This window comes from Streptomyces sp. SudanB52_2052 (assembly GCF_964272415.1).
Taxonomy (GTDB): domain Bacteria; phylum Actinomycetota; class Actinomycetes; order Streptomycetales; family Streptomycetaceae; genus Streptomyces; species Streptomyces olindensis.
Genome location: NZ_OZ186796.1, coordinates 2,532,600 through 2,557,099, shown reverse-complemented (window position 1 = coordinate 2,557,099; position 24,500 = coordinate 2,532,600). Strand labels below are relative to the sequence as shown.

Genomic DNA, 24,500 nt, shown 5'->3' with positions numbered 1-24,500 from the left:
CCGGGGTGGACATGGCGGTCTGGTGGGCTGCTGCCCACGACCCGGCCGTGTAAGCGGTGAACTCCCCAGGGGAGGGCGTTAGATTGGCTCGCTGATGGTGGACGGAGCGGCTGGTCAGGGGGCAAGGGCGATGGACAGCGACGGGACGCAGGAGGCCCGGGGTACGCACGCGCATCCCGTGCCGCGCCCTGCGGGGCCGCCGGAGGTGCCCGCGATGCCTCCGATGCCGCCACGGGCACCGGAGACGCCCCCGCTGCCGGACGGGTCGGCCTTCCTCACCTGGCTGCGCGCGCCCCGCCCCGAGGCGGCGCCGGGCGTGTGGCGCTTCGGGCACCGGCCGCGGCCCGCGGAGGAACCCGAGGCGATCCCCACCCGGCAGCTGCTGAGCGGGGCGCTGATCGCCTTCCTGGTGGGATGGCTGATCTGGTCCCTGCTGCAGAACGGCTACCTCGGCAACTGGTGGTGGGTGCCGTTCGACCTGATCGTCCCCGACGCCTGGCGCGGCGCCGACAGCGATCTCGGCGAGACCGGAACGTTCCTGGTGTACCGGGGGTACGAGCTGCTCGTCGCCCTGGCGATCATGGTCGGGGTGGCCCGGCTCGGCCGCTGGGGCGAGGTGTGGCGCCGCTTCGTCGTCCCCCGCTTCCGCAGGCCGGAGGCCCAGGCGGCGCAGCCGGCCCCCGAGGACGACCCGGCCCAGTGGAACGAGCTCCGCGCCGCCGGGGCCGCCGACGCCGCCGAGCGGCTCGCCGCCGACGCCCGCGCCGGGCTCATGCGGGACGTCGACCACGCCCGGATCCTCCGCGCCTGGCAGGGCGTGCGCACCGGCCGGCACAGCCTGGCCACCTTCAGCGGTGCCGTGCTCAAGGACGGTGCCGCCGCCTGCCTGCACCCCTCCGGAGAGCGCGACCTGCCCGCCCGGCTGGCCCGGCACGACCTGGTCACCGGGCAGGTCCGGCTGGGGACCACCGTGGACGACGCCCGCAACCCCTACGCCTACCGCGGGGCCGGGCTGGCCCTCGGGCCCGACCTGCTCGGCACCTCGCTCGTGGCCGTCGGCCCCGCCGGCTCCGGTAAGACCGGTGCCGTCGTCCGGCCGCTCGCCGAGTCGTTGTGTCTGCACGCTCTCGCCGGACGGGCCGCCGTGGTCGTCGTCGGGGCGGCCGGGGCGGGGCTCGGGCCGGCCGACGCGTACGACGTCGTCGTACGGATCGGGAACCAGGAGTCCGAGTACGACCTCGACCTGTACGGCGGGACCGCCGACCCGGACGAGGCCGCGGCCGTGCTCGCCGAGGCGCTCGTCGGGGATCTCGCCGATCCGCACCCGGGCAGTGACAGCCGCCGGTCCACCACCGTCCTCGCGCAGCTGCTCGGACCGTTCCGCGCCGTCCATGGGCGCTTCCCCTCCGTACCGGAGCTGCGGCAGCTGCTGGACGGGGCGCCGGGGCCGTTCGCCACGCTGCGGCAGGGGCTGCAGGACGCCGGGCAGGACTCGCTGCTGCGGGAACTCGACGCCCGGGAGCGGCAGATGGGGCAGCCGGGCGACGTCGGCGGGGTGCTCGCCGACCGGGTCGCGCTGCTCGACCGGCCCGCGTTCGCCGGGTTCTTCGACACCTCAGGCCAGTCACGGCCGTTCACGCTCAAGGCCCTCGACCACCCCGTGCGGGTCCGCATCGACCTGCCCGAGCGCGGGCACGCCGACGCCTCCCGGATGCTGGCTCGGCTGGTGCTCGCGCAGTTCACGGCGAGCGTCGCCGTACGGGAGGACCGGTCGCTGTTCGCCTGCCTGGTGCTCGACGACGCGACCGGCGTGGTCACGCCCGAGTCCGTGCGCGGCATCCAGCGGCTGCGGTCCGGCAACGCCGGAGTCGTCCTGACCCTGCGCACCCTGGACGACGTGGCCCGGCCCCTGCGCGGGCCGCTGCTCGGGGCCACCGGCTGCCGGATGGCGCTGTCCGGGGTCACGCCCTGGGACGGGCAGGATTTCGCCGAAGTGTGGGGCAAGGAGTGGACCGAGGCCCGGGACGTCACCGACCGGCAGATCATCGCCGAGACCCCGGCGGGCAAGGCGCTGCACGCGGTGCGGCGGGTGATCACCGGCAAGGCCCCGACCGCGCGGGCGGTGACCGTGCGGCAGGTCGAGCGGGAGCGCTGGTCCGCGTCCGAGCTGGCGCACGGCGTCCCGGCGGGACACGCGGTGCTGTCGCTGACCAATGTGCAGGGCGAGCACGCGCCGCCGCTGCTGGTGGACCTCCGGGGCTGACGGCTTCCCGCCGGTGCGGGTACGCGGGGACCGTACGGTGAGGCAGAATCGTCACAGGTCGTTCATACGTGGCGGCCAAAAGACCACAAAGATCACACAGCCCTGACGCAGAAGGCCTCATGCCCCCGACGCTCGCCTCGCTCGTCCACCACTCCGCGCTGAAACTGACCGTGCGAGCGGGCGAAGACCGCCTCGACGTGCCGGTCCGCTGGGCCCACGTCAGCGAGCTCGCCGACCCCGTGCCCTACATGGAGGGCGGGGAGCTGCTGCTGATCACCGCGCTCAAGCTGGACGCCGAGGACCCGGAGGCCATGCGCCGCTACGTGCGGCGGCTGGCCGGGGCCGGAGTGGTCGGGCTCGGCTTCGCCGTCGGCGTCAACTACGAGGAGATCCCCAAGGCGCTCGTCGACGCGGCCGAGGAGGAGGGCCTGCCCCTGCTGGAGGTGCCGCGCCGCACCCCCTTCCTCGCCATCAGCAAGGCCGTGTCCGCGGCGATCGCCGCCGACCAGTACAAGGCCGTCACCGCCGGGTTCGCCGCCCAGCGCGAACTGACCCGGCAGGCCCAGACCGGTGGCCCGGAAGGGCTGCTGGCCGCCCTCGCCTCGCAGGTCGACGGCTGGGCGGCGCTCTACGACGCCTCGGGCGCCGTCGTCGCCACGGCACCGGAGTGGGCCGGGCGGCGGGCCGCGCGGCTCACCGCCGACGTGGAGCGGCTGCGGGACCGCCCCGCGCCCGCCTCGTCGGTGGTCGGCGGGCCGGAGAACGAGGACCGGGTCGAACTGCACACCATCGGCACCGGCCGGCGCCCCCGGGCGGCTCTCGCCGTCGGCACGGCCGCCGCCCTGGGTACCGCCGAGCGCTACGCCGTCCACTCCGCCATCGCGCTGCTGACGCTGACCACGGAACGCTCCCGGTCCCTCCAGGCGGCCGAACAGCGGATCGGCTCGGCGGTGCTGCGCATGCTGCTGGCCGGGGAGCCGGACCACGCGCGGGCGGTCGCCGGGGACCTGTACGGCGGGCTGCTGGACGCGCCGTTCCGGATGATGGTCGCCGAGCGGGTGCCGGTGTCGGCCTCGGCGGCGCTGGCCCGCGCCGAGGCCGGAACGCACGCCCGGGCCGCGGACCGGCCCTCGGCCGCCGCGCTCGCCGCGGCCGACACGAACGGCGACCCCCTCGCGGCGCTCGCCGACGTCATGGAGTCCGCGGCGGCTCGGGCCGGCGAGGCCGTGCTGGTCGTGCCGGAGGGGGAGCGGCTGGTGGTGCTGGCCGCGGACGGCGGTGCCGCGGCGGCGGCCTGCGCCGAGTACGCGGCCGCCCTGGAGACGGCGCGGACCGGCATGCGCGAGAAGGTGCCGGTCGGCGAGGAGGACGAGCTGGTCGTGGGCCTGTCGGCACCGGCCGGACCCATCGCCGCGTCGGCCGCCTACAAGCAGGCCGAGCAGGCGCTGTCAGTGGCCAGGCGGCGCGGGCGCGTGCTCGTGGAGCACGAGCAGATGGCGGCCGGATCCGTACTGCCGCTGCTCGCGGACGACGCCGTACGGGCGTTCGCCGACGGCATGCTGCGCCCGCTGTACGAGCACGACGCCACGGGCCGCGGCGACCTGGTCGCCTCCCTGCGCGCCTGGCTGTCCAAGCACGGCCAGTGGGACGCGGCGGCGGCCGACCTCGGCGTCCACCGCCACACCCTCCGCTACCGCATGCGCCGGGTCGAGGAGATCCTCGGCCGCTCCCTGGACGACCCGGACGCGCGGATGGAGCTCTGGCTGGCCCTGAAGGCGACCACCACCGACTAGCCAAACCGTACTGTCCCCGGCTGCCACTGCTACGTCCCGGACAAACGCCCTTCGGCCACCGCGCCCCTACGGTTGGTGCCGTACCCCTGGATCACCCCCAACGCCGAAGGGCCGGAACGAACATGACCTCCACCCACGCCTTCTGGCTCGCCGGCCGCCAGGCCACCGGCGAGGACACCTTCGACGTCACCTCCCCGTGGGACGGGCGGCTCGTCGGCAAGGTGAGCGTGCCGACGGACGCGCAGGTCGAGGAGGCCGTGGCCGCCGCCCACGCCGTGCGCGACGAGTTCGCCGCCACCCCGGCCCACGTGCGCGCCGCCGCCCTCGACCACGTCAGCAAGCGCCTCGCCGAGCGCACCGAGGAGATCGCGCGGCTGATCTCCGCCGAGAACGGCAAGCCGATGAAGTGGGCGCGCGGCGAGGTCGGCCGTGCCGTCTCCGTGTTCCGGTTCGCGGCCGAGGAGGCCCGGCGGTTCAACGGCGGCGAGGCCCAGCGCCTCGACACCGACCTCGGCGGCCAGGGCCGGCTGGCCTTCACGCGCCGCTTCCCCAAGGGCGTCGTGCTGGGCATCGCGCCCTTCAACTTCCCGCTGAACCTCTGCGCCCACAAGGTCGCCCCGGCCATCGCCGCCGGCGCCCCGATCATCCTCAAGCCGGCCCCGGCCACCCCGCTGTCCGGCCTGATCATCGGCGACCTGCTGGCCGAGACCGAGCTGCCCGCGGGCTGCTGGAGCATCCTGCCGGTCGCCAACGACAGGATGCCCGCCCTGGTACGGGACGAGCGCCTGCCCGTGATCTCCTTCACCGGCTCCGAGAAGGTCGGCTACGCGATCATGGACTCGGTGCCGCGCAAGCACTGCACCCTGGAGCTGGGCGGCAACGGCGCGGCCGTCGTCCTCGCCGACTGGGCGAGCGACGAGGACCTCGACCGGGCGGCGAACCGCATCGCCACCTTCTCCAACTACCAGGGCGGCCAGTCCTGCATCTCCGTCCAGCGGGTCATCGCCGACGCCTCGGTGTACGACCGGCTGCTGCCCCGCATCGTCGCCGCCGTCGAGGCCCAGGTCACCGGCGACCCGAGCGACGACGCCACCGACGTCGGGCCGCTGGTCAGCGAGGACGCCGCGCAGCGCGTCGAGGCGTGGGTGCAGGAGGCCGTGGAGGCCGGTGCCCGGCTGCTCACCGGCGGCAAGCGCGACGGCGCCTCCTACGCGCCGACCGTCCTCGCCGAGGTCCCGGCCGACGTGACGATCTCCTGCGAGGAGGTCTTCGGGCCGGTCCTCACCGTGCAGAAGGTGGAGGGCGAGGCCGAGGCCTTCGCCGCCGTCAACGACTCCAAGTACGGCCTCCAGGCGGGCGTCTTCACCCACGACCTGCAGACCGCCTTCCGCGCCCACCGGGCCCTGGAGGTCGGCGGTGTCGTCATCGGCGACGTGCCGTCCTACCGCGCCGACCAGATGCCCTACGGCGGCGTCAAGCAGTCCGGCGTGGGCCGCGAGGGCGTGCGGTTCGCCATGGAGGACTACACCTACGAGCGCGTGATGGTCCTGACCGGAATCAGCCTCTAGCTTATGGGAACCATTTTCATGTAGGCTCTGCGAAGAGGCCCGGCACCGATGCCTTCCGGTGCCGGGCCCCTTCTCTACGCCGGCCTCCTCCGGACCCTCAACCGGAGAAGCCGACGTGCGCGAGCCGCAGCGGGCCGCGCAGCCTGAGGTGCACGTCGTGCACGCCCGCGGCGACGACGGACGCGCCGAGCGAGACGTAGTCGTACGGGCCCGAGGTGGGCGTCGCGGGCGACAGCACCGCGAGCGCCGGGCCGCCGTCGAGGGACAGCTCGACCGTGCCCCCGCCGGCCACCTCCACCGTCACCCCGGTGATGCCGCTCCCGAAGTCGCAGGCGCGGTAGACGAGTTCACCGCAGGCCGCGTCCGCCGGCGTCACCGCGTCGCCCGACACCTTCGTCCGGTCGACGATCTCGATGCCGCGCTGCTCGTCGAAGCCGGCGGCGGCCAGGCCGTCCGCGACGACGGCGCGCGGCAGGGTGGGCTCGCCGTCGAGCGTGACGGCCGTCCGCAGCCGGACGTCCTCGCTGGAGGCCCCCGCCAGCAGCTCGTACGCCCCCGGCTCCACGCGCCACCGGTCCTGGGCGACATCCCAGAACGCGAAGGCGGACAGCGGGACCTCGAAGCCGAGCTCGGCCGTCTCGCCCGGGGCGAGGGTGACGCGCCGGTGGTCCAGCAGCTCGCGGCGCGGACGCGGCACGGACGCCTCGACGGCCCGGGCGTAGAGCTGGGCGACCTCGTCGGCCGTGACCGCACCGGAGTTGGTGACGGAGAAGGAGACCCGCACCGCCCCGTCCTCGACCCCGGCCGTCAGGCCGCCGTACGTGAACGATGTGTACGACAGGCCGTGTCCGAAGGGGAACAGGGGCGTGCCCTCGAAGTACAGGTACGTCTGACGGCTGCCGATCACGTCGTAGTCGAGGAGGCCCGGCAGGTCGGCGTCGTCGGCGTACCAGGTCTGCGGAAGGCGGCCGGCGGGGGAGACGTCACCGGCCAGCACGCGGGCCAGGGCGGTGCCGGCCGCCTGGCCGCCGTGCGCGGTCCACAGCACGGCCGGGAGGTCCGCCGGGTCGACGGCGTACGGGTAGGCGGAGACCAGCGCCAGCACGGTCGCCGGGTTCGCCGCCCGGGCGGCCCGCAGCAGCCGCTCCTGCTGCGCGGGCAGCCGCAGGGTCGTCCGGTCCTCCGTCTCACGGCCGTTGATGTGCGGGTCGTTGCCCGCGACCACCACGACCACGTCGGCCGCCGCGGCGGCACGCGCCACCGCCTCCTCGCCCCGCTCGGTGACGACCAGCTCGAAGACCTCGGGATCCTCGTCGGCAACTTTCAGGCCGTCGGCGGAGACACAGACGTGGCGACCCGTCCCCCGGTGCTTCAGGAGGTGCCCGTTCCCGTGCGGTTCCAGGCTGAACGTCTCCTGGACGATCCAGCCCCCCGGCTGGTCGGCGGAGGCGCGGACGTACCCGTCGTCGGCGACCGAGAGGTAGCGGCCGTCGGGTGCGCGCAGGGTCAGCACGCCCTCGCCCCAGTCGACCAGCGCCAGCTCGGTGCCGGTCGCGTCGGTGGTGAGCGCGGGCAGGTCGGTGCGGCCCGCGAGCAGCGCCGGGTCGAGCGCCCCCTCGGCGCCGCGCACCTCGTCGGCGGCGTCCTCGGCCACCGGCACGTGCACGAACGCGCCCGCGGCGGTCCTCAGCCGGACTCGGTCGACGCCCTCGGCGAACTCCACCCGCTCCGCCCCGAACCGCTCGTACAGGCCCTCCAGCGGGGTCGAGCGGTGCAGGAGCGTGCCGCTGTACCAGTCGAGCTTGGACTCGTCGGCGAGCAGCCCGACCACCGCGACGCGGGTGTCGGGGGCCAGCGGCAGCACCCCGTCGTTCTTCAGCAGCACGATCGCCTGCTCGGCGGCCTCCCGCGCGAGGGCGCGGTGCGCCGGGGTGTCGAACTCGCCGGTCGCGTCGTGCGGGTCGTACTCCGGGTCGAACTCGCCGAGCCGGAAGCGGACCGAGAGCTGCCGGCGGACGGCCGTGTCGACATCGGCCTCCGTCAGCAGGCCCCGCTCCAGGGCGCCGCGCAGCCGCCCGGTCATCTGCGAGGAGTCGGTGCCGTGGTCGGTGAAGCTGTCGACGCCCGCCACGAGCGAGGCCGCGGTGGCCTCCTCGTGGGTGTCGAAGTAGTGCTCGGAGTCGACCAGGTTGCTCGGCGCGCCCGCGTCCGAGCAGACCAGCAGGTCCTGGTGGGTCCAGGTGCGCAGGTGCTCGGCGAGGTACGGGGAGACGTGGTTGGGGCGTCCGTTGACCAGGTTGTACGCCGGCATCACCCCGGCCACCGCGCCCGCCTCCACCGCCGCGCGGAAGGCCCGCAGGTCGTACTCGTGCAGCACCCGCGGACGCACCGAGCTCGACGTCGTGGAGCGGTCCGTCTCGTTGTTGTGGGCGAGCCAGTGCTTCAGCACGGGCGCGGTGCGCCAGTAGGTGGGGTGGTCGCCGCGCAGGCCGTGCGTGTAGGCCGTGGCGATCGCCGAGGTGAGCCTGGGGTCCTCCGAGTAGCCCTCCTCGTTGCGGCCCCACAGCGGGTGGCGCAGCAGATTGACGGTCGGCGCCCAGACGTTGAGACCGACGCGGTCGTCCTTGGCGCGCATCGCGCGGATCTCCTTGGACACGGCGTCGCCGACGCGCCGCACCAACTCCGGGTTCCACGTGGCACCGAGGCCCACCGCCTGCGGGAACACCGTCGCCGGGCCCATCCACGCCACGCCGTGCAGGGCCTCCTGGCCGGTGCGGAAGGCGGCGACGCCGAGCCGCTCGACGGCGGGCGCGAACTGGTGCAGGAAAGCGGTCTTCTCCTCCAGCGTGAGCCGCGACAGGAGGTCGTCGATCCGCTGCGCGAACGACAGACGCGGATCGCGGAACGGCGGACTGGACGGCGTGGGTGCGGTCACGTGGGATTCCCTTTGCGGTGGAGCGGCGAGGCTCTTTCGAAGCGCTTCGATGCTCATTCGACGACGGGGCGGGTGTCAAGAGACCGACGCCATCACTTCAAGCGGTGCATGAGGAAAGGTCCCTTCTCATGCCTGGGAGGAAGTTTGGGAACGACCCTTGTGCACCCTGGGGCGTTCACTTAACCTCACAGCAACATCGAAGCGCTTCGACTGGGGATGTCCCGGTGCATGGTCGAAGTCTCGCTTCAGCTCAGCCAGTTCCACTCGAGACACCGCAGCCGACGGCCCTCCGCCGGGTGTCCTGGTGCGCCATGAAGGGTTGACGCAATGACGCCGAACGCCGCCTCCGCCTCCTCCGGACCGAGCCGGAGAAGCTTCCTCGCCTCCACGGCGGTCGCCACCGCAGCGGTCGCGGGCGGGATGCCGCTGCTCTCCGCGTGCGGCGGGTCGGACAGTGGATCGCGGGACGGCACCACGTCGGGCAAGGACGCCAAGAAGATCCTGCCCGCCTACGTGGCCAGCAACGTGGTGACGCCGGACATCCCGTCCAGGAACGGCTCCGCCATCGGCTTCGCCAGCAAGCTGGACCTCGCCACTCTCAAGACCTCGGTCCCCGAGAAGCTCGGCAAGGGCGGCAAGGTCACCGTCATGTCGCCGTTCTGGGGCTCGCCGCCGAAGCAGAACAACGCCTACTACACGGCGATGAACGACCTGATCGGCGTCGACGTCGTCTGGCAGAACCAGGACGGCAACACCTACGACCAGAAACTCGGCGCGGTCCTCGCCTCCAGCGACGTCCCGGACGTGGTGATCGTCCCCGGGTGGAACATGGGCGGCAAGATACCCAGCGCCATCATCAGCAAGTTCGCCGACCTCGGGCCGTACCTCTCCGGGGACAAGGTCAAGGAGTACCCGAACCTCGCGGCGATCCCGACCGACGCCTGGCGGCGCTCCATCTTCGGCGGCAAGCTGCGCGGCCTGCCCATGCCGGCGCCGTCCGCCCCCTCCATGGTGCCCCTGTACCGGCAGGACATCTTCGAGAAGGAGGGCTACGAAGTCCCGAGGTCCTGCGACGAGTTCATGGCCCTGGCCAAGGAGATCACCAACGCCAAGGCCCGGAGGTGGGCCTGCCTGGACATGAAGTGGACCGCCTTCCAGGCCTTCGGTGTGCTCTCGGGCAGCGAGAAGCCGCTCGGCTGGAACCTCGTCGACGGCAAGCTCGTCAACCGCATCGAGACCGAGGAGTTCCTCGAGGCGCTGGAGTGGTCGCGCAAGCTCTTCGCCGCCGGGGTCGTCCACCCCGACTCCAAGATGGGCAAGAACGCCCCCGACCCGGGCCCCAAGTTCGCGGCGGGCGAGTTCCTGATCTATCCCAACAACATCTCCCAGTGGTGGGGCCGCACCGCTGAACAGGCCACTCAGAACCCGGACTTCAAGATCTGGGGCATGGACATCTGGGGTCACGACGGCGGCGACCCCACCCTGTGGGCCGACCAGCCCGCCGGCATCTTCGCCTTCGTCAACAAGAAGGCCTCCGAGTCGGTCATCCGCGACGTGCTGGCCGTCGCCAACGTCACCGCGGCGCCGTACGGCACCAAGGAGTACATGATGACCAACTACGGCGTCGAAGGCACCCACTACACCGTCAAGGACGGTGTCCCCGTCAAGACCGACAAGGGCAACATCGAGGTGATGAACGCCTACGTCATGGTCGCGAGCCCCGCCGCGACCATCGCACACCCCGACTTCCCCGAGGTCGCCAAGGGCCAGGTCGAGTGGCAGCAGCGGATGGGCGCCTTCGCCAAGAAGTCCTCGTTCTGGGGCATGCAGATCACCGAGCCCGCCCGGTACACCAACCTCCAGAACGACGCCGAGCAGCTCGAGGACGACATCGTCCGCGGCCGGAAGAAGATCAGCGACATGCAGCAGTTCGTCTCCGACTGGAAGAGCAAGGGCGGCGACAAGCTGCGCGACTGGTACCAGAAGCTTCTCGACGAGAACGGCTCGGCGGCGAGCTGACCCGGCCCTGAGGCAAGGAGAACAGCCGTGTCGCACAGCACGGTGCCTCGGAGCAGCACCGAGGCCGGAACGTCCGAGAAGACCCCGGTGGCGTCACCGGACGCCACCGGTTCCCGCAAGAAGCCACCTGCGGGCAAACTGAGCCTCCGGCACAGGTTCCGGCGCGATCGCGTCCTGGTCCTGATGACGCTGCCGGCCGTCCTGCTGGTGCTGGTCTTCAACTACCTGCCCATCCTCGGCAACGTCGTCGCCTTCCAGGACTACGACCCCTACATCAGCGACAACGGCATCATCTCCATCCTCAACAGCCCCTTCGTGGGCCTGGAGAACTTCCAGCGGATCTTCGAGGACTCCGCCTTCTGGAACGCCGTCGAGAACACGCTCGTGCTGTTCTTCGTCCAGCTCGTGCTGTTCTTCCCGATCCCGATCCTGCTCGCGCTGCTCATCAACAGCGTGATCCGGCCGCGAGTGAGGGCCGTCGCGCAGGCGGTTCTGTACCTGCCGCACTTCTTCTCGTGGGTGCTGGTCATCGCCGTGTTCCAGCAGATGTTCGGCGGCGCGGGCATGCTCTCCCAGCTGCTGCGGCAGAACGGGTACGACGGCATCGACATCATGACCAACCCGGACACCTTCCCCTTCCTGCTCACCGCGCAGAGCGTGTGGAAGGACGCCGGGTGGGGGATCATCGTCTTCCTCGCGGCCCTGGCCTCGGTGTCCCAGGACCACTACGAGGCCGCCGCGATGGACGGCGCCGGACGCTGGCGCCGCATGTGGCACGTCACGCTGCCCGCCCTGCGCCCGGTGATCGCCCTCCTCCTGGTGCTGCGCGTCGGCGACGCCCTGACCGTCGGGTTCGAGCAGATCCTGCTGCAACGCGACGCCGTAGGGCCGGGTGCGGGAGAGGTCCTCGACACCTTCGTGTGGTGGAACGGCGTGCGCAACCAGGACTTCAGTTACGCGGCCGCCGCCGGTCTCATCAAGGGTGTGGTCAGCATCGGCCTGGTCCTCGCCGCGAACAAGGTGGCCCATCTCATGGGCGAGCAGGGGGTGTACAAGAAGTGACCACCGTCATCGAGAAACCGGCGAACAAGCCGCGTCCGTGGGCCGCCCCGCCCCGCCCCGCGTGGGAGGAGGAGCCCTCGAAGGCCGGTCTCGCGGGCAAGGCCATCGCCCTGTTCCTGGCCTGCCTGGCGATCCTGTTCCCGCTGTGGATCGTGGTCGTCACCAGCCTCTCCTCGCGCAAGACCATCGACGAGGCGGGCGGCCTGGTGATGGTGCCGAAGGGCATCACCTTCATCGCGTACCAGGAGCTGCTCAGCGGCGGCCAGGTCACCCGCGCCGCGATCATCAGCATCCTCGTCACCCTGGTCGGCACGCTGTTCTCCATGGCGGTGTCCGTGCTGTGCGCCTACGGCCTCTCCCGCAGCGGGTCCCTCGGCCACCGCTGGATCCTGATGACGCTGCTGGCGACCATGTTCTTCAGCGCCGGCCTCATCCCCACGTACCTGCTCGTGCAGTCCCTCGGCCTGACGGACAGCTACCTCGCGCTGATCCTGCCGAGCGCGATCAGCGTCTTCAACATCCTGGTGCTGCGCGGCTTCTTCATGGAGATCTCGCAGGAACTCATCGACAGCGCCCGCATCGACGGCGCCGGGGACTTCCGGATCCTCTGGAAGATCGTCATGCCGCTGTCCCGGGCGGTCCTCGCGGTGATCACGCTGTTCTACGCCGTCGGGTACTGGAGCGCCTGGTTCAACGCCTCGCTCTACCTGAACGACCAGGACATGATGCCGCTGCAGAACGTCATGATCCAGCTCGTGCAGAAGCAGGAAGCGCCGGTCGGCCTGGGCCAGGCCATCAAGACCGGTCAGTTGTCGGGACTCGCGGTACAGATGGCGGTCATGGTGATGGCTCTGTTGCCGGTCGCCGTCCTGTCGCCCTTCGTCCAGAGGCACTTCAAGAAGGGCATGCTGACCGGAGCCGTCAAGGGCTGAGAACGCCCTCTCGCCGTAGGGCTGCCGGCCATCGTCGTCCGCGGCCGCGTCGTGGTTGATCGCGCAGTTCCCCGCGCCCCTTCCGGGGCGCTTCTCCTCCCCCCTCCCAGAACCACGAGGTATGTGTCATGCATGCGTCCAGCCCGAGCAGACGTGCCGTTCTCGCCGGGACCGCGGCCGTCGCCGCGCTCACCACCGTCCCCCTCCTGCCCGGGCGGGCGCACGCCGCCGTCCCCGCCGCGGGCGGTGCCTACCGCTGGCGCAACGTCGTCCAGGGCGGCACCGGCTTCATCACCGGCGTCCTCTTCCACCCCGCCGTCCGCGGCCTCGCCTACGCCCGTACCGACATCGGCGGCGCCTACCGCTGGGACGACCGCACCGCCCGGTGGATCCCGCTCGTCGACCACATCGGCTGGGACGACTGGAACCTGCTCGGCGTGGAAGCCATGGCCGTCGACCCGGCCCATCCGAACCGCGTCTACCTCGCCCTCGGCACGTACGCCCAGCCCTGGGCCGGCAACGGGGCCGTGCTGCGCTCCGAGGACCGCGGCGCCACCTGGAAGCGCACCGACCTCACCGTGAAGCTCGGGGCCAACGAGGACGGGCGCGGCTGCGGTGAGCGGCTGCTCGTCGACCCGCGCGACAGCGACACCCTGTGGCTCGGCACCCGGCACGACGGGCTGCTCAGGTCGACCGACCGGGGCGCCACCTGGAAGGCCGTGAGCTTCCCCGCCGCGCCGAGCGCCACCGGCCAGGGCGTCACGCTCCTGGTCGCCGCGGGCCGCGCCGTCTACGCCGGCTGGGGCGACTCCGACGGCACCTCCGCGAACCTCTACCGCACCACCGACGGCATCACCTGGGAGGCTGTCCCGGGACAGCCCACGGGCACCGCCGCCAAGGTGCCGATCCGCGCCGCGTACGACCGGCACACCCGTGAGCTGTACGTGACGTACGCCGACGCCCCCGGCCCGAACGGCCAGTCCGACGGCAGCGTGCACAAGCTGCGCACCGGCAGCGGGAAGTGGACCGAGGTCACACCGGTGAAGCCCGGCGGAACCACGAGCGACGGCGGGCGGGACGCCTTCGGCTACGGCGGTGTCGCCGTCGACGCCCGCCGCCCCGGCACGCTCGTCGTCTCCACCAACAACCGCTGGGCCGAGATCGACACCGTGTTCCGCTCCACCGACGGCGGCCGCACCTGGACCTCCCTGAAGGACACGGCCGTCCTCGACGTCTCCGAGACGCCCTACCTCAAGTGGGGCGGCGACGAGCCCAAGTTCGGCTGGTGGATCCAGGCCCTCGCCCTCGACCCGTACGACTCGAAGCACGTGGTGTACGGCACGGGCGCGACCCTCTACGGCACCCGCGACCTCACGCACTGGGCGCCGCAGATCCGCGGCCTGGAGGAGGCCTCCATCCGCCAGCTGGTCTCGCCCCCGACCGGCGAGGCACACCTGCTCAGCGGTTCCGGGGACATCGGCGTGATGTACCACGAGCGGCTCACGGCGTCGCCGTCGCGCGGCATGGCGTCCAACCCGGTGTTCGGCACGTCGACCGGCCTGTCGCTGGCCGCGGCGAAGCCGTCGTACGTGGTCCGGGCGGGCTGGGGCGACCACGGCAACGGGGCCTGGTCGACCGACGGAGGAAAAACCTGGGCCCCCTTCAAGGCCCAGCCGAGCATGGCCAAGAGCGCACCGGGGCCGATCGCCACCAACGCCGACGGCAGCGTGCTGCTGTGGTCCTTCGGCACGAGCAATCCCGGCTTCCGCTCGGTCGACAACGGCACCACCTGGTCGGAGGTCTCCTCCTTCCCGAAGGGCGCCGTCCCGGTCGCCGACCCGGTCGACCCGCGGCGGTTCTACGCCTTCGACACCACCACCGGCACGCTCTTCGCCAGCACGGACGGCGGAGCGACCTTCACCGCGCGGACCGGCGGTCTGAACTCGGGCGACACCGAGTTCCAGCTCGTCGCCGCCCCGGGCCGCTCCGGCGACCTCTGGCTGAGCCTGAAGTGGAACGGGCTGTACCGCTCCACGGACGGCGGCGCGACCTTCACCAAGGTCGCCGGCTGCCGGGCCTCGTACACCCTGGGCTTCGGCAAGGCCGCCGAGGGCGCCTCCTACCCGGCGATCTACATGGTCGGCTCGACCGAGAGCATCACCGCCGTGTACCGCTCGGACGACGAGGCGAAGACCTGGGTGCGCGTCAACGACGACCGGCACCAGTGGGGCTGGATCGGCGCCACCATCACCGGTGACCCGCGCGTGTACGGCCGGGTCTACATCGCCACCAACGGACGGGGTGTGCAGTACGGGGAGCCCGCCTGATGACCGCAGGAGAACGGCCCGGCCTGGCCGACGCGACCCGGGGCCGCCTCCTCTACGGCGGCGACTACAACCCGGAGCAGTGGCCCGAGGAGACCTGGCACGAGGACGTCCGGCTGATGAAGGCCGCCGGCGTCAACTCGGTCACCCTCGGCGTCTTCTCCTGGTCGACGCTGGAACCGGAGCCGGGCGCACGCGAGTTCGGCCGGCTCGACACGCTGATGGACCTGATGCACGCGAACGGCATCGGCGTCGTCCTCGCCACCCCGACCGCCTCGCCCCCGCCGTGGATGGGCCGGCTGCACCCCGACACCCTGCCCGTCACCGAGGACGGCCGCACCGAGTGGTGGGGCGGCCGGCAGCACTTCTCCCACTCCAGCGCCACCTACCGGCGCTACGCCGCCGCCATCACCGAGGACCTGGCCGCCCGCTACGGCGGCCACCCGGCCCTGACGATGTGGCACATCAACAACGAGTACTGCACCTACGACCACGGCGACGAGGCCGCGGCAGCCTTCCGCCGCTGGCTGCGCGAGAGGTACCGCACGCTCGACGCCCTCAACGAGGCCTGGGGCACCGCCTTCTGGAGCCAGGGCTACGACACCTGGGACGGCATCCTGCCGCCCCGCCTGCCGCACTACCTGCGCAATCCCGGCCAGGTCCTGGACTTCCGGCGCTTCACCTCCGACATGCTCCTGGAGTGTTACACGGCCGAGCGGGACATCGTCCGGCGTCACACCCCGCACATCCCGGTCACCAGCAACTTCATGCCCCTGTGGTTCGGCCAGGACGCCTGGCGCTGGGCCGAGGAGGAGGACGTCGTCTCCGTCGACCTCTACCCCGACCCGCGCGACCCGCTCGGCGCCCAGCACGGCGCCCTCGTCCAGGACATGACCCGCTCCCAGGCACGCGGGCCGTGGATGCTCATGGAGCAGGCGGCCGGGCCGGTCAACTGGCGCGGCGTGAACCACCCCAAGCCCCGCGGCATGAACCGGCTGTGGTCGCTCCAGGCCGTGGCCCGGGGCGCCGACGCCGTCTGCTACTTCCAGTGGCGGCAGTCCCGGCAGGGCGCGGAGAAGTTCCACTCCGGCATGGTCAGCCACGCGGGGGAAGACGGCCGGACGTACCAGGAGGTCAAGCGGCTCGGCGCCGACCTGGCCCGGATCGCCCCCGAGGTGACCGGCCGGCACATCACCGCCGGCGTCGCCGTCCTGCACGACTGGCACGCCTGGTGGGCCGGCGCCCACGACGGCCGCCTGTCCAGCCGGGTGGAGTACCCGGACGTGCTGCGCGCCTGGCACCGCGCCCTCTGGCAGGCGCACCTCACCACCGACTTCGCCCACCCCGAGCACGACCTGACGCCGTACCCGGTGGTCGTCGTGCCCCAGCTGTACGCGCTCACCGATGCGTCGATCGACAACCTCCTCGCCTACGTCCGGCAGGGCGGCACCCTCGTCTGCGGCTTCCTGACCGGCGTCGCCGACGAGGACGACCGGGTACGCCCCGGCGGCATGGACGCCCGGCTGCGGGAGCTGTTCGGCATCCGCACGCTGCACGAGTGGTGGCCGCTGGAGGCCGAGGAGACCGCCGCGTGCGAGGGCTTCCGCGGCACGCTGTGGTCCGAGGAGATCGAGCCCGCCGACCCGGACCACACGATCCGCTACAAGGGCGGCGAGCTGGACGGCATGCCCGCCGTCCTGCGCAAGGGCCGCGCCTGGTACGTCTCCACGCTCCCGGAGCCCGAGGCGCTGCGCGACCTGCTGGCCCGGATCGCCGAGGGCGCGGGCGTCCGCCCGGTGCTGGACGGCCTCCCCGAGCACGTCGAGGCCGTACGCCGGGGCGAGGTGCTGTTCGTCCTCAACCACGGCCGCGAGCCGGTGACCGTCGAGGTGCCCGGCACCCACCATGACCTGCTGACGGACACGGCCGTCACCGACCGGCTCACCCTCGGCCGCTACGAGGTGGCGGTGCTCCGGCCATGACCGCCACCGCACCCGTCCACGGCACGTGGGAACCGCGGCCGGCCGCCCGCTGGGAGGACGCCTTCCTCAGCGGCAACGGCCACCACGGCGCCCTTGTGTTCGGTGACCCGAACAGCGAGCGGGTCATCGTCACACATCACACCCTGGTACGGCCCAACGGCCGGGACCCCCGGCCCCCGCAGCTCGCCGACGGCCTCCCCGCCCTCCAGGACCGGCTCCTGGCGGGCGACCGGACGGCCGCCGAGAGCTTCACCGACGGGCGCCCGCTCCAGTGGGTGCAGCCCTTCCACCCCGCCTTCCAGGTCCGGCTGCGCCGGCCGCCGGCCGAGTGCCCCGACTACCGCCGGGACGTCGACTTCACCACCGGCGTGGTCGGCGCGGCCTGCGCCGGCTGGACCGGCCGCCTCTTCGTCTCCCGCGCCGACGACGTGATCGTCCACCATCTCACCGGACCCGACCTCACCCTCGACATCGACCTGGACCACCGGCTGCCCGGCGCCCCCACCGGACTGGGCGTCGGTCACGGAGCCGTCCTCACCCCCGAGGGCGCCCTGCTCAGCCTGCGCGCCCGCTACCCGGACGGCGACCGCGCCTGCACCGGCGTCACCCAGGTCACCGTCACCGGCGGCACCACCACCCTCGTGCCCCCCGGCGTGCGCGTCGAGGGCGCCCGGTCCGTGCTGCTCCTCACCCGGGTGCACCGGCACACCGGCGAACTCGACGTCGTCGCCGAGGGCCGGGCCCTGCGCGACCTGCCCCAGGAGTACGACGAGCTCCTCGACCGCCACACCGCACTGCACCGCACCGCCTACGAGCGCGTCACCCTCGACCTCGGCGCCGACCCCGCCGAACGGGCCCTGCCGGGCTCCGAGCTGCTGACCCGGCCGCGCGGCGCCGCCCTGCTGGAGCGCCTCTTCGCCGCCGGCCGCTACCACCTGCTCTCCGCGAGCGGCCTCTTCCCGCCCCGCCTGACCGGGCTGTGGACCGGCGACTGGAACACCGCCTGGTCGGGCGCGTTCACCCAGGACGCCAACCTCAACCTCCAGACCGCCTCCGCCGCTGCCGCCGCCCTCCCCGAGGTCACCGAGGCCCACGCGCGGCTGGTCCGGCGCCAGCTCCCCGACTGGCGCGACAACGCCCGCGCGGTCTTCGGCGCCCGGGGCGTGGTCGCCCCCGCCCACACCGACGGCGAGTCCGGCCACGCGTACCACTACAACCGCGAATACCCGCTGCACCTGTGGACCGCCGGCGCCGACTGGTTGCTCAAGCCGCTCGTCGACCACGACGAGACGCAGGGCACCCGCGACCCGCGCACCGCCGCGGCGCTCGCCGAAGTCGCCCTCTTCTACGAGGACTTCCTCACCAGGACGGACGAGCACGGCCACCTCGTCGTCGTCCCGTCCTACTCACCCGAGAACCGCCCCGCCAACGCCAGCTGGGGCACCCTGAACGCGGCCATGGACCTCTCCGCGGCCCGCCACGCCCTGCGCACGGCCGCCGCCTACCACCCCGGCCCCGACGCCGACCGCTGGCACGCCCTCGCCGACCGGCTGCCGCCGCACCGGATCAACGAGGACGGGGCCCTGGCCGAATGGGCCTGGCCGGGCCTGGAGGACTCCTACGACCACCGCCACCTCAGCCACCTCTACGGCGTCTGGCCCCTCGACGAGATCACCCCCTACGACACCCCCGAGCTCGCGGCCGCCGCCCACCGCGCCCTGGAACTGCGCGGCGCCGAGAACGACTCCGCGCACGGCCACCTGCACCACGCCCTCGTCGCCGCCCGGCTCCGGGACGCCGACCGCGTCGCCCACGCCCTCGGCCAGGTCCTGGACGGCGACTTCTTCCACGCCTCCCTGATGAGCGCCCACTATCCGAAGCGCCACGTCTACAACGCCGACGCGGCGCACACCCTGCCGGCCGTACTGATCGAGATGCTCGTGCAGTCCACCCCCGACCGGCTGGTCCTGCTGCCCGCGCTCCCGGCGGCGTACCCCAGCGGCGCGCTGCGCGGTGTGCGCACCCGGTTCGGGGCCGAGATCGACCTCACCTGGAGCCGGGACGGCGCCGCCACCGCCGTCCTCCGGCCGAGGCGTACCGTCCGCGTCGAATTCAGGACTTCCTCCGGTGCCGAGCCCCTCGACCTCGTCGCCGGAGAAGACCGCGCGCTCACCTTGAGAGCGCGGTGATCCCCCCGCAATCCCCCCACCCATGGAAGGGACACCATGGCAACACGCACCATGAGCAGGATCACCAAGGCCCTGCTGGCCCCGGCCCTCGCGCTCGGCGTCACCGTCGGCCTCGCCTCCGCCCCCGCCTCCGCCGCCGTCTGGAACTCCTGCGACCAGTGGGGCAACACGAGCCTCAACGGCTACACGCTCTACAACAACATCTGGGGCTCCGGCGCCGGCAGCCAGTGCGTCTGGGCCAACTCCGGCACCAACTGGGGCGTCTGGGCCGACCACCCCAACACCGGCGGCATCAAGTCGTACCCCAACTCCAAGAAGGTGATCAACAAGACGATCACCTCCCTCGGCTCGCTCACGAGCAACTACAACGTCACGGTCCCGTCGTCCGGCGCGTACAACACGTCGTACGACATCTGGGACACCGACTACGACTACGAGATCATGCTCTGGGTCAACTACAACGGCGCCGTCGGACCGCTCGGCACCTCCCAGGGCAGCGTCACCCTCGGCGGCCACACCTGGAACGTCTACAAGGGCAACAACGGGGCCAACGAGGTCTTCTCGTTCCTGCGGACGTCCGACTCCAACTCCGGCAGCGTCAACATCCTGCCGATCCTGAAGTGGATCAAGGACACCAAGAGGTGGATGGGCAACGAGACCATCGGTGACGTGCAGTTCGGCTACGAGATCACCTCGTCGTCCGGCGGTCTGAACTTCACCACCAACAACCTGACGGTCAGCAGCAGCTGATCCCGGGGCGCCGGGGCCGGGGCCGGCCGTGCCGTCAGGCGCGGTCGACCTCGGCCCGCAGCGCCTCGTACCCGGCGAAGGCCGTCTCGACCTCGTCCCGGGTCAGGCCGTAGCGGGCCAGGTTGTAGGTGTGCCTGCGGGTGCCCCTGGGGCGGGCGACGGCCGCGGGCAGCCGGGCCGCGTCGGCCTCGGTCCAGGGGGCGCCGACGGCGGCGTAGAGCTTCGGGGCGCCGGTGGCGGGGTCGGAGCCGAGCCAGGAGTACGGGGCGTCCACCAGCTGCTCCGGCGGGACGGCGGCCCGGGCCGCGAGGCCGCGCGTCATGGCCCGGCTCAGCAGACCGAGCCAGGTGGTGCCGATGCCGTGCAGATCGAGGGGGCGGGTGCTGACGGCCATGCCGTGCTCGATCAGGCTGCAGAAGGACGCCACGACGGTGACCGGGTCGCGGTGGCACCACACGAGCGTGGCGTCGGGGAAGACCGTCAGCAACGCGTCCAGGTTCTCCAGGTGCATGGGCGACTTCAGCATCCAGCGCCGCCGCGGACGGCCGTACTGGAGCACCTGGTAGACCTGCTTGAGGTACCGGTAGTCGTCGACGAAGTCCCGGGCGCGGTGCCAGTCCAGGTACTCGGGGATCCGGGCCTGCGAGAACGGCATCAGGGCGTGCGGCAGCGCGAACGTGCACTCCTCGGGGCCCTCGGCGGCCATCGCGTGGATGTCGCGGAAGCGCGGCGCGAAGAGGTTCGTGCCCTGCACCATCCGGTGCCCGGCGGTGATCGCCTTCCGCCGCTGCCGGGGCGGCAACTCCAGGTCGGGCCGGAGCAGTTCCCACAGCAGCGGGCACCGGTGATCGTCCGAGATCGACAGCACCGCGTGCGTGACCGTGGTCGCCGTGCGCGGCAGCCCCACGACGAACACCGGCTTCTCGATCGGCTCCCGCTCGATCTCCGGATGCTCGGCGATCAGCCGCCGCACGCGGGCCCGGTTGGCCAGGTGCCGCCGGACGTGCGCCTGCGCGGACTGCCAGCCGACCGGCGTGAGGTTCTCGGCCTTCGCCCACCAGCCCAGCAGGGCCCGGAAGCCGTCGAGGAACTCCCGGTCGCCCGGCGCCTGTCCGGTCTCCGCCGCGATGCGGTCGAAGACCCGGCCGGGGTCGCGGCGGGAGCCGAAGGCGGGCCGCAGCAGCAGATCGGCGGCGGTGAGGGCGAGCGGAGACGAGGACACGCAGGGAACCTATCCCTTCCAACCCGCCCGCGCTGCACCGATGTTGGCCGAAGAAGCGAAGAGGGGTGGCCGGAAGACCTCCATCGATCCGGCCACCCCCTTTCGGCACGGCTACTCCGCTACAGGCAGCCGCGCCCCGTCCCGCAGGAACAGCGGGATCCGGTCCAGCGGGGCGTCGACCGTCACGGCCTGACCGCCCTCGTACGTCTCACCCGTCCACGCGTCCGTCCACGTGGCCCCCGCCGGCAGGTACGCCGTACGGGCCGTGGCGCCGGCCGTCAGCACCGGCGCGACCAGCAGGTCCGGGCCGAACAGGTAGGAGTCGTCGACCGACCAGGCCGTCTGGTCGCCGGGGAACTCCAGGAACAGCGGCCGCATCACGGGCAGGCCCTCCTCGTGCGCTTCCCGCATGACGCGCAGGACGTACGGCTTCAGCCGCTCGCGCAGCCGCAGGTACTTCTCCAGGACGGCCCCGGCCTCCTCCCCGTACGACCACACCTCGTTCGGGCCGCCGGTCATCTCCGGGCCCAGCGGCATGCCCGGGTCGCGGAAGCCGTGCAGACGCATCAGCGGGGACAGCGCGCCGAACTGGAACCAGCGGACCATCACCTCCCGGTAGGCCGGGTCGTCCGGGTCGCCGCCGTGGAAGCCGCCGATGTCGGTGTTCCACCACGGGATGCCCGACAGGGCCGTGTTGAGCCCGGCCGCGATCTGGCGGCGCAGGGTCGGGAAGTCCGTGCCGATGTCCCCGGACCACAGGGCGGCGCCGTAGCGCTGGCTGCCCGCCCACGCCGAGCGGTTGAGGGTGACGACCTCCTCCTCGCCGGTGGCGACGAGGCCCTCGTAGAAGGTGCGGGCGTTCTCGGCCGGGTAGATGTTGCCGACCTCCAGGCCCGGTCCCGCCCAGTACCGCAGGTTCTCGGAGAAGCCGGGCTTCAGCTCCGGCTCGCAGGCGTCGAGCCAGAACGCCGTGATGCCGTACGGGTCGAGGTAGTTCTCCTTGATCCTCGACCACACGAACTCCCGGGCCTCCGGGTTCGTGGCGTCGTAGAAGGCCACCTGGACCGTGGAGGCGACCTCCTTGTCGGGCCAGTCGGCGTGCGCCATCGGCCCGTACTGGGTGCCGATGAACCAGCCCCGCTGCTCCAGGACCGGGTGGTTCTCGCTCAGCGGCGACACCGACGGCCAGACGCTCACCACCAGCTTGATGCCGAGTTCGTCCAGCTCCCGCACCATCGCCGCCGGGTCCGGCCACTCCTTCGGGTCGAACTTCCAGTCGCCGAGGTGCGTCCAGTGGAAGAAGTCGCAGACGATCGCCGAGATGGGCAGGCCCCGCCGCTTGTACTCCCGGGCCACCGCCATCAGTTCGTCCTGGGTGCGGTAGCGCAGCTTGCACTGCCAGAAGCCCGCCGCCCACTCCGGCAGCATCGGCGTCCGGCCGGTCACCGCGCTGTACCGGCGCTGGGCTCCGGCCGGATCGCCCGCCGTGATCCAGTAGTCGATCTGCCGGGCCGAGTCGGCGACCCACCGCGTGCCGTTGTGCGCCAGCTCCACGCGACCGATCGCCGGGTTGTTCCACAGCAGGGTGTAGCCCCGGCTGGAGGTCAGCACCGGGATGCCGACCTCGGCGTTGCGCTGGACCAGGTCCAGCACCAGGCCCTTCTGGTCGAACCGCCCGTGCTGGTGCTGGCCGAGGCCGTACAGCTTCTCGTCGTCGTAGGCGGCGAAGCGCTGCTCCAGGCGGTGGTGGCCGTTGCCGACGGCCGTGTAGAGGCGGGAGCCGGGCCACCAGAAGTGGGCGCGGTCCTCGGCGAGCAGCTCGGCGGAGTCCTCCGTCCGCAGGAAGCGGATCAGGCCCTCGGCGTTCACCTCGACGGTGAGCGCGCCCACCGTCAGCCGGCCGCCGCCGTCCTCGATCTTCACCGTGGAGGGCGTCGTCGGAGCCTCGTCGAGCAGGGCGCCCGGCAGCCCTTCGAGGACCGGGCCGCCGAGCCGGGCCCGCACCCGGACCGCGTCCGGCCCCCACGGCTCGATCCGTACGGTCTCCTGGCGGCCGCTCCACTCCAGCGCGCCGTCCCGCTCGCGGAACGTACCGACCGTGGGGGAGGACTGCGCCAGGCTCACCTGGGGCTGGGTTTCAGCAGGCTGATTCACGTGGCGTGCTCCTGTGCTCCTGGAGGAGTGCAGACATGGGGGTGCCCTGGGAGGAGGGCGGCGTTGCGAGGAAGGCGGGGCGCCAGGGGTTCCTACGACCGGCTCGGCGCCGGGCCCGTGCTCGTCCGTACCGTCAGCTCGGGGGCGATCAGCACGACCTCGTCGCGGCCGCGCCCCTCGAGCTTGGCGACCAGGTGCTCCACCGCGTGCCGGCCCATCTCCTGCGCGGGGATGGCGACCGAGGTCAGCCGCACCGAGGCCTGCGTGGCGACCTGGTCCGGGCAGATCGCGACCACCGACATGTCCTCCGGCACGGCCCGGCCCTGCTGCCGCAGCAGCGCGAGCAGCGGCTCGACCGCCGACTCGTTCTGCACGATGATCCCCGAGGTCCCCGGGCGTTCGTCGAGGATCCGGGCGAGCGTCACCGCCATCGCGTCGTACCCGCCGTCGCACGGCCGGTGCAGCAGCCGCACGCCCAGCTCGCGGGAGCGCGACCGCAGCCCGTCGAGGGTGCGCTCGGCGAAGCCCGTGTGCCGCTCGTAGACCGCCGGTGCCTCGCCGATGACGGCGATGTCCTGGTGCCCCTGCTTCGCCAGGTGCTCCACGCACAGCGCGCCCGTCGCCCTGAAGTCCAGGTCGACGCAGGTGAGACCGGTGGTGTCGGCGGGCAGACCGATCAGCACGGACGGCTGGTCCGTCGCGCGCAGCAGCGGCAGCCGCTCGTCGTCGAGTTCGACGTCCATCAGGATCATCCCGTCGGCGAGCCCGCTGCCCGCGACGCGGCGCACCGCGTCCGGCCCCTCTTCACCGGTGAGCAGCAGCACGTCGTACCCGTGCGTGCGGGCGCAGGTCGCCACCGCGATGGCGATCTCCATCATCACGGGCACGTACATGTCCGTGCGCAGCGGGATCATCAGCGCGATGATGTTCGACCTGCTGCTTGCCAGGGCCCGGGCCCCGGCGTTCGGGTGGTACCCGAGCTCGCGGATGCTCCGCTCGACCCGCTGCCGGGTGGTCGCGGAGATGGACCGCTTGCCGCTGAGGACATAGCTCACCGTGCTCGCCGAGACTCCGGCGTGCTGGGCGACCTCGGCGAGGGTGACCATCCAGCTCTCCAAGCTTTGTGAAGCGCTTCGACAGTGCGCATTGCTGATAACGGCGAGTGAGGGTGGTTCGACAGTAGCTCCAGTGATCCTGGGTGTCCATAGGTTGTCGAAGCGCTTCGATACCGAATTCCAGGGGCGAACACCGGTCTCCTGGGAGGTACCTCGATGCAACACCGTCGTCGGGCGCGCGACAAGTGCCGC

At 72.3% G+C, this 24,500-nt stretch carries 14 protein-coding genes; 10 read left to right on the top strand and 4 right to left on the bottom strand.

Translation table 11 applies throughout. The features are described from left to right. Nucleotides 1-130 precede the first annotated feature (130 nt). From ACSUPV_RS11000 to ACSUPV_RS10990, 3 genes are all read left to right on the top strand, one after another. On the top strand, nucleotides 131-2,263 hold the full coding sequence (locus ACSUPV_RS11000; RefSeq protein WP_436947401.1) for an ATP-binding protein: 2,133 nt from the start codon (nucleotides 131-133) through the stop codon (nucleotides 2,261-2,263). 119 nt (nucleotides 2,264-2,382) lie between these two features. Continuing rightward, nucleotides 2,383-4,056, top strand: a complete 1,674-nt coding sequence (locus ACSUPV_RS10995) for a PucR family transcriptional regulator (RefSeq protein ID WP_436947400.1) — start codon at nucleotides 2,383-2,385, stop codon at nucleotides 4,054-4,056. A 122-nt stretch (nucleotides 4,057-4,178) separates the two neighbouring features. Next, nucleotides 4,179-5,624 carry an aldehyde dehydrogenase family protein gene (locus ACSUPV_RS10990; RefSeq protein WP_436947399.1) on the top strand — a complete coding sequence of 482 codons (1,446 nt, stop codon included), beginning with the start codon at nucleotides 4,179-4,181 and terminating at the stop codon, nucleotides 5,622-5,624. Between the two features lie 97 nt (nucleotides 5,625-5,721). Here the strand turns inward: ACSUPV_RS10990 and ACSUPV_RS10985 are convergent, their stop codons facing one another. Then, entirely contained in the window at nucleotides 5,722-8,559 is a 2,838-nt protein-coding gene (locus tag ACSUPV_RS10985; protein WP_436947398.1) for a glycoside hydrolase family 3 C-terminal domain-containing protein, read from the bottom strand. A 327-nt stretch (nucleotides 8,560-8,886) separates the two neighbouring features. Between ACSUPV_RS10985 and ACSUPV_RS10980 the strand changes: the two genes are divergently transcribed. The 7 genes from ACSUPV_RS10980 (at nucleotide 8,887) to ACSUPV_RS10950 (ending at nucleotide 19,817) form a co-directional block, all read left to right on the top strand. Continuing rightward, complete coding sequence (locus tag ACSUPV_RS10980; RefSeq protein WP_031118413.1) at nucleotides 8,887-10,578, top strand: extracellular solute-binding protein; 1,692 nt, start codon at nucleotides 8,887-8,889, stop codon at nucleotides 10,576-10,578. A 27-nt stretch (nucleotides 10,579-10,605) separates the two neighbouring features. Beyond that, nucleotides 10,606-11,640: an ABC transporter permease gene (locus ACSUPV_RS10975; RefSeq protein ID WP_037763787.1), complete on the top strand. Its 1,035-nt coding sequence runs from the start codon at nucleotides 10,606-10,608 to the stop codon at nucleotides 11,638-11,640. Continuing rightward, nucleotides 11,637-12,572: a carbohydrate ABC transporter permease gene (locus ACSUPV_RS10970; protein WP_436947397.1), complete on the top strand. Its 936-nt coding sequence runs from the start codon at nucleotides 11,637-11,639 to the stop codon at nucleotides 12,570-12,572. Before ACSUPV_RS10975 ends, ACSUPV_RS10970 begins: the two co-directional genes overlap by 4 nt. Before the next feature lie 128 nt (nucleotides 12,573-12,700). Further along, complete coding sequence (locus ACSUPV_RS10965) at nucleotides 12,701-14,899, top strand: sialidase family protein (protein WP_037763783.1); 2,199 nt, start codon at nucleotides 12,701-12,703, stop codon at nucleotides 14,897-14,899. Continuing rightward, the gene (locus ACSUPV_RS10960; protein ID WP_031118407.1) at nucleotides 14,899-16,878 is read left to right on the top strand and encodes a beta-galactosidase; all 1,980 of its coding nucleotides are present in this window, start codon (nucleotides 14,899-14,901) and stop codon (nucleotides 16,876-16,878) included. The genes ACSUPV_RS10965 and ACSUPV_RS10960 overlap by 1 nt, the downstream gene beginning before the upstream one ends. Further along, the gene (locus ACSUPV_RS10955) at nucleotides 16,875-19,067 is read left to right on the top strand and encodes a glycosyl hydrolase family 95 catalytic domain-containing protein (protein WP_436947396.1); all 2,193 of its coding nucleotides are present in this window, start codon (nucleotides 16,875-16,877) and stop codon (nucleotides 19,065-19,067) included. The genes ACSUPV_RS10960 and ACSUPV_RS10955 overlap by 4 nt, the downstream gene beginning before the upstream one ends. 36 nt (nucleotides 19,068-19,103) lie before the next feature. After that, a complete protein-coding gene (locus ACSUPV_RS10950) occupies nucleotides 19,104-19,817 on the top strand; it encodes a glycoside hydrolase family 12 protein (RefSeq protein ID WP_031118403.1) in 714 nt (237 codons plus the stop codon). A 34-nt stretch (nucleotides 19,818-19,851) separates the two neighbouring features. Here ACSUPV_RS10950 and ACSUPV_RS10945 read toward each other — a convergent pair whose 3' ends face one another. From ACSUPV_RS10945 to ACSUPV_RS10935, 3 genes are all read right to left on the bottom strand, one after another. Next, complete coding sequence (locus tag ACSUPV_RS10945; protein WP_436947395.1) at nucleotides 19,852-21,039, bottom strand: sulfotransferase family protein; 1,188 nt, start codon at nucleotides 21,037-21,039, stop codon at nucleotides 19,852-19,854. 111 nt (nucleotides 21,040-21,150) lie between these two features. Then, the gene (locus tag ACSUPV_RS10940; RefSeq protein ID WP_037763775.1) at nucleotides 21,151-23,193 is read right to left on the bottom strand and encodes a glycoside hydrolase family 31 protein; all 2,043 of its coding nucleotides are present in this window, start codon (nucleotides 23,191-23,193) and stop codon (nucleotides 21,151-21,153) included. Nucleotides 23,194-23,285: 92 nt separating this feature from the next. Continuing rightward, the gene (locus ACSUPV_RS10935; RefSeq protein ID WP_037763773.1) at nucleotides 23,286-24,299 is read right to left on the bottom strand and encodes a LacI family DNA-binding transcriptional regulator; all 1,014 of its coding nucleotides are present in this window, start codon (nucleotides 24,297-24,299) and stop codon (nucleotides 23,286-23,288) included. Between the last annotated feature and the right edge of the window lie 201 nt (nucleotides 24,300-24,500).

Excerpts from the sequence above, each read along its gene's own strand:
- ACSUPV_RS11000 (WP_436947401.1), top strand. The coding sequence starts at position 131 with ATGGACAGCGACGGGACGCAGGAGGCCCGGGGTACGCACGCGCATCCC.
- ACSUPV_RS10995 (WP_436947400.1), top strand. The coding sequence starts at position 2,383 with ATGCCCCCGACGCTCGCCTCGCTCGTCCACCACTCCGCGCTGAAACTG.
- ACSUPV_RS10990 (WP_436947399.1), top strand. The coding sequence starts at position 4,179 with ATGACCTCCACCCACGCCTTCTGGCTCGCCGGCCGCCAGGCCACCGGC.
- ACSUPV_RS10980 (WP_031118413.1), top strand. The coding sequence starts at position 8,887 with ATGACGCCGAACGCCGCCTCCGCCTCCTCCGGACCGAGCCGGAGAAGC.
- ACSUPV_RS10965 (WP_037763783.1), top strand. The coding sequence starts at position 12,701 with ATGCATGCGTCCAGCCCGAGCAGACGTGCCGTTCTCGCCGGGACCGCG.
- ACSUPV_RS10960 (WP_031118407.1), top strand. The coding sequence starts at position 14,899 with ATGACCGCAGGAGAACGGCCCGGCCTGGCCGACGCGACCCGGGGCCGC.
- ACSUPV_RS10955 (WP_436947396.1), top strand. The coding sequence starts at position 16,875 with ATGACCGCCACCGCACCCGTCCACGGCACGTGGGAACCGCGGCCGGCC.
- ACSUPV_RS10950 (WP_031118403.1), top strand. The coding sequence starts at position 19,104 with ATGGCAACACGCACCATGAGCAGGATCACCAAGGCCCTGCTGGCCCCG.
- ACSUPV_RS10935 (WP_037763773.1), bottom strand. The coding sequence starts at position 24,299 with ATGGTCACCCTCGCCGAGGTCGCCCAGCACGCCGGAGTCTCGGCGAGC.